Origin of the sequence: Microcystis sp. M53602_WE12, from assembly GCF_030065455.1 — a bacterium.
In the GTDB taxonomy this organism is placed as follows: Bacteria; Cyanobacteriota; Cyanobacteriia; order Cyanobacteriales; family Microcystaceae; genus Microcystis; species Microcystis aeruginosa.
The window spans coordinates 1-6,528 of record NZ_JASJFB010000330.1; the positions used below are offsets into that span (position 1 = coordinate 1).

A 6,528-nucleotide genomic window follows, 5' to 3' on the forward strand; every position below is an offset into this window, starting at 1 on the left:
CCTGTGGTGTGATTGCCTCTGGCAATATTCCCGTCCGTCTCTACGTTGGGACTTGGATTGTCAGTATCGAACCTTAAGTAGGGTTTGCGGCAAAAAGTTTGTTGGAGGAGGCAGGGTGTGGGGTGTGGGGTGGGGGGTGTGGGGTGTGGGGTGTCGGGTGTGGGGTGTGGGGTGTGGGGTGTGGGGTGTGGGGAGGTGGGGGAATTTCAACTAAAACCCTAAAACCCTAAAACCCCAACCCCTCACTGATCACTGATTACTGATCACTGATTACTGATCACTGATTACTGATCACTGATCACTGATCACTGATGCTTCCCCTTCCCTAGTCTGGACGGTTAGCTTAAAATAAATGTAAGGATATGTAAACTTTCGTAACTATCTCGCCAATTGGCTAACCAATGATCCCAACAACTTCTTTATTCGCACCCGTTGACGATGATCTCCGTCTTTTGACCGATAACTTAAAAAATCTCGTCGGCGCTCGTCATCCCATTTTAGCGGCGGCAGCAGAACATTTGTTCGAGGCCGGTGGTAAACGCGTTCGACCGGCGATCGTGTTGTTAGTGTCTCGCGCTACTATGTTAGACCGGGATATCACTCCCCGTCATCGTCGATTAGCGGAAATCACGGAGATGATCCACACTGCCAGTCTCGTCCATGATGATGTGGTAGATGAGGCGGAATTGCGGCGCGGTGTTCCCACCGTTAACAGTTTATTTGACAATCGCGTGGCGGTTTTAGCGGGGGATTTTCTTTTCGCTCAATCCTCTTGGTATCTAGCTAATTTAGATAATTTAGAAGTGGTAAAATTGCTCTCAGAAGTGATTCGCGATTTTGCTGAAGGGGAAATTCAACAGGGAATTAATCGCTTTGATACCAGTATCTCCTTGGCAGCTTATCTAGAAAAAAGTTACTACAAAACTGCTTCTTTAATTGCCAACAGTGCCAAAGCGGCCGGGGTATTAAGCGAGCAATCGGCCGAAGTTAATCATCATTTATATAATTATGGTCGCGATTTAGGATTAGCTTTTCAAATCGTCGATGATATTCTCGATTTTACCTCCCCTACGGAAGTATTAGGAAAACCCTCTGGCTCCGATTTGATCAGTGGTAATATCACCGCTCCCGCTCTCTTTGCTATGGAGGAAAATCCCTATATAGAAGTGTTAATTGAACGGGAATTTAGTCAGGAAGGAGACATCGAAAAAGCTCTTGATTTTATTCACTCTAGCCAAGGTATTCCTCGCTCAAAAGAATTAGCATCTCAATACGGACAAAGTGCCTTAAAACACCTTGACTGTTTAGCTTCTTCTCCCTCAAAAGAGGTGCTAATCGAGCTAGTAGATTACGTTTTGAGCCGAATTTATTAGGGAATAATAGTTCTCGCCGTAGCAATAGTCCAAGCATCGACTAATAATAAAAATAGGGTGAGAGTAAAAAGAATTCCATACATCCAAGGCTGAGAAAGGGGGCGAATATCAGTCATATCCAAGTTAGTTTTTTCCTCGATTATTTTGACCATGCGATTAAATCCCGCTACTCGCATCGGTAATAAATAGGCTTTTTCTGCGGAGCGATCAAGGAAATAATAAACTAAACCACCCTGTCCTGTACTGCGACATTTAAGTTCTTTTATATCTGTCCAATTTAACCACCAACCAGAGCGAAGAAAAGCGGGAAACCATTGGGGATAGGTAACTTGTATCCCTGTCTCTGATAAAATGACTCTTTCACTTAAAGCTCCGTATAAAGCGATTAATCCTAAGCTGATTCCTAACCAAAGAAAATTGGGATTAACGGGGGAATTAGTGACTTTTGCTAAAAAGGGTAAAGGGATGGTTAACGCCACATATAAACTTAATAAAGTTACCCGAATTACTGGTGATATCCGAAAAGTTATTGTCTCGTTCATTTGATAACCTTAATCAGTAAACAGTAAACAGTGAAAAGAAGGCTCCGAACTGGCCACTTAATACTTTAACACTTTAATACTTAATACTGTTCACTGAAAACTCAAAACTGATCACTGATCACTGATCACTGATAACTGAACAGAGATTTGCACCTCGATCGCAGGTGATTGTTTGACCGTAAACTGTTATTCTAGGCATTAGGGGCGTGATTTTAACTTGCTACAGTTATTAATTAATATTAACACTTATTGACTATTTCTATGAACAATGGTAAGCGCATTTGGGTCTATGACACTACTCTCCGGGACGGGGCCCAGCGAGAAGGTATTTCCCTCTCCCTCGAAGATAAAATTAAAATCGCCAGGGAATTAGATAGAATGGGTATTCCTTTTATCGAAGGCGGTTGGCCGGGCGCAAACCCTAGAGACGGTCAATTTTTCTGGAAACTGCACGAAGAACCCCTAAAACAAGCGGAATTAGTCGCTTTTTGTTCCACTCGTCGCCCCCATGTCGAGGCCCGGGAAGATCGGATGTTAACCGCCATTCTCGCCGCTAGAACCCGTTGGGTGACAATTTTCGGCAAATCTTGGGATCTGCACGTCACAGAGGGCTTAAAAACCAGTCTGGAGGAGAATTTAGCCATGATAGGAGATACGATCGAGTATCTACGCTGTCAGGGAAAACGAGTCATTTATGATGCCGAACATTGGTTTGATGGTTACAAAAATAACCCCGAATACGCCCTTTTAACCCTCAAAACCGCCAGGGCTGCCGGAGCAGAATGGTTAGTTTTCTGTGATACCAACGGCGGCACTTTACCCCAAGAAATCGCCCCCATTGTGGAGAAAGTGCGGGAGCAATTGGGCATCGATCCCGATGAGGAAAATGCGCCTCAATTAGGCATCCATGCTCATAATGACGCAGGAACCGCCGTGGCTAACTCCTTAGCGGCAGTTAACGAGGGCGCACGCATGATTCAAGGCACAATTAACGGTTATGGGGAACGCTGCGGCAATGCCAATTTATGTACTTTAATTCCCAATCTTCAGTTAAAAATGGGCTTTTCTTGCCTAGAAGAAAATCAATTAGGCCGATTGACGGGAACTAGCCGAAAAATCAGCGAAATGGTCAATTTAGCCCCGGATGATCATGCTCCCTTCGTCGGACGCTCCGCTTTTGCCCATAAAGGCGGCATTCACGTTTCTGCGGTGGCGAAAAATCCCCTAACCTACGAACATATTAACCCGGAAGCGATCGGGAATCAGCGCCGCATCGTCATTTCTGACCAATCGGGATTAAGTAATGTGTTAGCGAAAGCGCGCAGTTTTGGCATCGATTTGAATAAAGATGATCCCACCTGTCGGCAAATATTGGAACGTTTAAAAATCTTGGAAAGTCAGGGTTATCAATTTGAGGCAGCCGAAGCTAGTTTTGAGTTATTAATGCGGGAAGCTTTGGGACAGAGAAGCCACCTTTTTGAATTAAAAGGATTCCAAGTTTATTGTGATATGCTCCGGGATAGTGGTAATGCGATCGCGACAATTAAAGTACGGGTAAAAGAGGAAGATTTGTTAGAAGTGGCCGAGGGTAATGGTCCCGTGGCTGCTTTAGATCTGGCTTTAAGAAAAGCTCTAGTCAAATTCTATCCCGAAATTGCTAACTTTCACCTGACCGATTATAAAGTGAGAATCCTCGATAGTGGTTCGGGGACGGCAGCGAAAACTAGGGTTTTAATCGAGTCAAGTAACGGTCAACAAAGATGGACAACCGTGGGAGTGTCTAGTAATATTTTAGAAGCTTCCTATCAAGCAGTAGTAGAAGGAATTGAGTACGGTTTATATCTACTGCAAAACAATCAACTAGAATTATCGGGTCAATTTTGTCCTTTAGGGACAATTTAGGGAACAGTAATCAGTTATCGGTTATCAGGAGTCAGATTTGAGTTTTCACTGAACATTTAACTACTGACTCCTATCTCCTATGTCCTATGTCCTATCTCCTATCTCCCCTGCTCCGTTCTCCCTTATACCTTTTAAACAGGATTTAGTACAATCTCGCCTTGACAGAGTTTAAACACTGATATATTATCAGAAAGAATCCATAATTCTTCCAACAAGAGCAAGCAAGCTTAACTAGGTAGGCTCTTCGTTACTTTTTATGGTTCGATAGGGTGGCATAAATAAACTAAATCCTTATCTGGCAAGAGATTTAATTGATTAGTTCGCTCTAGATCAAAAACAATTGACAAAAATCGCCAAACGTTTTTCTCTATAAAGGTTCCGTCCCTTATAACCCCCGTACATTGCATAACAGAAACCGAAGAACCACTAGGTAATTCAATTGCTCAGCCTGTTGAAGCTGTAAATTTCACATAAAATATTTATTTATGACTACACAAGCTATAGGAAAATCAATGACGTTATTGAATAATAAATCATTGAAAATTACTACATTTTTAACCATTGCATTGATTACTTGGATCGCCCACTTTTGGTATTTTAATCACTTGGGTCTATACGAAGATGATTACGCTTTCATCGGTAACATACTCACCATGGACTTTTCCAGATTTGTTGACTCTGTTAAGAACATGAATTTAGCATTTTTTCAAGGTAGAGTTGTCGGCTTTAACATCCTCTTCTTCTCTGCATACTTTGCTGGAAAATTGGGAGGATTGCCGCTTATTTATATAAGTGCCTATCTATTGGCATTAACCAATAATATCCTCTTTTATCTATTTCTCCAACGTCTCTGGAATCAACCTATTTTTGTCCTGACGGGTACCCTTGCATTTACTTTATTTCCTGCCGATAACACTAGGGCTTTTCTCACTCATATTCACATTTTGCCCGCCATAACCTTTCTTTTACTCGCTTTTTTAAGTTATCTGAACGATAAAAAAATTTGGTCTTACCTATTGATTACTGCTTCTTTTCTTAGTTATGAGACCTGTTTTTTGCTGTTTATCACCGCACCTTTTCTAACCAAAAAGCCTCAGTCGGAGATATTTAAAGAATTAATTAAACATCTATTCATCTTAGGTACGATTTTCCTAGTGGTTTTAATTCTCAGAAAGTTGACTGGTGATAGCCGGGTTGGAGACTTAGATATAGCAACCGCTATTTTTACTCCGATTCGTCAAATAATTACCGGACCATTTGTCTGTTTAGGAACATTTGTCTATCGTCCTTGGCAAACTTTGCACAATCTCAGGGGAGAATTGTTAATTTTTGTGCCTCTTTCATTACTTATGTTGCTATGGCTATTCTTACAAAATTCTCGTTTTTCGGGACTGGATAGTGGGGAAAATTGGCCGATAATTAAACAGTTGAGCCTTTTGGGGATAAGTCTCTTATTCTTGGCCTATCCCTTAACTTTTACCGTTCCTGCTACCCTCATTAGTGGACGTGATTCCCGTGTTCATGCGGCTGGCGTGGTTGGAGCTTCTATTCTTGGGGGAATTCTTGGCTATTTGATTGTTTATTTAGCCAATAGTTATCGGCAAAAAAATCTTGCGGCTCTCCTCTTAGCGACTTATTTTTCTTTGTTGATTGGATTTGGAATTATCGTGCAACAGCAAAATAAACTAAGTTGGAAATATCAGCAAGCTTTTTGGGCTGATGTTATACAATTAGCCCCCGATCTGAGCGATGGACAAGTTATTTTAGTCGATGCTCCTAGTCTACCTTGGGGAAGTCAGTTGTATCCTTTTGCTTGGTCTATGCCCAGTGTAGTCGGTCAACTTTATCAATTTCCTTGGCAATGGAAAAACGTTCCTAAACTATATAAACTCAATCCTGATTGGCAGCTAAAAATCGCTGCCAATGGAGAAATAGCTTTAAATAACGACAATGGATTATTGTTCTTTTATTATCCCTGGGAACCCGCTCGCCAAGTTAAAACTTCGGAAATTATTTTGTTACAGGAAAAAGATGGGAAACTTGTCCGCACAACTACTCCAATTGTTGCAGGAGCTAAGAAATTTTCCTTTAAACCCCTGACTAATTCAACTATAGATTCTTTCGATAAAGGATATCTGTACGATTATTTAATCGCTCCTAACAATAAAAAATCTGTCAATTATTTTCAACCTTTTTAAGGTTAGTCAATGTCGAGTAAAATTTAGCCTTTCTGATTAAGTTTTTGCCGTCTTTAATCACTCTTTTATACCAATTCTCTCTAGGCAAATTACAGATTGAATCTAAGTCCCTCTTAAAAAGGAAAATTTAGAGGGAGCAAATTTTTGTAGTCAGACTTTGGAGCAGTTAAATAACCCTAGGATAATAATCTAGTAACAAAAGAATTTTGCCAACGACGGGCCAAGGCCCGTAGATACATATTAACGGGAAACTGATAATATTCGATAATTAACCAGAGTAAACAAATACCATGGCAAACAAAGGTTAAAATCGACCAAAATAGAGGCACCCATGACAAAGGACTCCCCTCGACCGGAGGAAAAAGATAGGCTCCCGTAGCCACAATTGCTGTGGGAAAAATCACAAATCCTAAACCGATAATTAAGTAAAAACCTGCCATCTCCATTCCTTCTCTCGGTAAACCCTGCCAATACTTACCATTCCAATACCAAGTTAAGGGTAATTGACTATCG

At 41.3% G+C, this 6,528-nt stretch carries 5 protein-coding genes and 2 pseudogenes; 4 read left to right on the forward strand and 3 right to left on the reverse strand.

The genetic code is table 11. The features are described from left to right. Positions 1-77 (forward strand): annotated as a pseudogene (locus PX482_RS28080) (DUF2808 domain-containing protein); the annotation flags it as partial. Here PX482_RS28080 and PX482_RS11655 read toward each other — a convergent pair. Next, complete coding sequence (locus PX482_RS11655; RefSeq protein ID WP_288122460.1) at positions 61-210, reverse strand: hypothetical protein; 150 nt, start codon at positions 208-210, stop codon at positions 61-63. The pseudogene PX482_RS28080 and the gene PX482_RS11655 sit on opposite strands and share 17 nt — an antisense overlap. A gap of 191 nt (positions 211-401) precedes the next feature. Between PX482_RS11655 and sds the strand changes: the two genes are divergently transcribed. Beyond that, the gene (gene sds, locus PX482_RS11660) at positions 402-1,373 is read left to right on the forward strand and encodes a solanesyl diphosphate synthase (protein ID WP_288122461.1); all 972 of its coding nucleotides are present in this window, start codon (positions 402-404) and stop codon (positions 1,371-1,373) included. On the opposite strand, the gene PX482_RS11665 is transcribed toward sds, so the two are convergent. Further along, a complete protein-coding gene (locus PX482_RS11665; protein ID WP_002761729.1) occupies positions 1,370-1,915 on the reverse strand; it encodes a hypothetical protein in 546 nt (181 codons plus the stop codon). The two genes, sds and PX482_RS11665, sit on opposite strands and share 4 nt — an antisense overlap. Before the next feature lie 261 nt (positions 1,916-2,176). On the opposite strand from PX482_RS11665, the gene cimA reads away from it, so the two are divergent. Both cimA and PX482_RS11675 read left to right on the forward strand, forming a co-directional pair. Further along, the gene (gene cimA, locus PX482_RS11670; protein WP_002761727.1) at positions 2,177-3,817 is read left to right on the forward strand and encodes a citramalate synthase; all 1,641 of its coding nucleotides are present in this window, start codon (positions 2,177-2,179) and stop codon (positions 3,815-3,817) included. Between the two features lie 485 nt (positions 3,818-4,302). Continuing rightward, positions 4,303-6,015: a hypothetical protein gene (locus PX482_RS11675; protein ID WP_288093623.1), complete on the forward strand. Its 1,713-nt coding sequence runs from the start codon at positions 4,303-4,305 to the stop codon at positions 6,013-6,015. Between the two features lie 176 nt (positions 6,016-6,191). On the opposite strand, the pseudogene PX482_RS11680 reads toward PX482_RS11675, so the two are convergent. Beyond that, positions 6,192-6,528: pseudogene (locus PX482_RS11680) on the reverse strand (hypothetical protein); the annotation flags it as partial.